The organism is Polaromonas sp. P1_G2, assembly GCF_056405515.1.
Window position 1 is genome coordinate 1 of record NZ_JBFUBY010001520.1, and the last position, 389, is coordinate 389.

General features: G+C 53.7%; 1 protein-coding gene. It reads left to right on the top strand.

Going from position 1 to position 389, the window contains the following annotated elements; all coding sequences use genetic code 11:
* Positions 1 to 196: hypothetical protein (locus AC1D0P_RS31360; protein ID WP_477680292.1), on the top strand; the 196-nt coding region annotated here is incomplete at its 5' end.
* Positions 197 to 389 lie beyond the last annotated feature (193 nt).

A 389-nucleotide genomic window follows, 5' to 3' on the forward strand; every position in this document is an offset into this window, starting at 1 on the left:
GGATTTCACCGTGAAGGGCGACGATCACGACGTGATCGATCTTTCGCATTACAAGTCGATCACCGACTATGAAGACCTGCTGAGCGATATGCATAAATCCGGCAGGACTGTCGTCATCGAGGGCGACAACGGCGATACGCTGACGTTGCTGCACATGCGGCTCAGCTGGCTGAGTGAGGACGATTTCATATTTTGAGGTGGCGTTCGATGGAAGCGTCTTGGCAGGCTCCGCTTCCAATCAGCAAGAAGACATCGGTTGCGTCGTCATAGTTTATGGCTCGCTCTGGACTGTTGCTTGCGGCATGCCGTCGTTCAGAATCTCTCGGCCGATCCGATCGAGGATCTCGCTGACCATCTCCATTGGAAGGTCGATAGTCTTGCCTATGTTC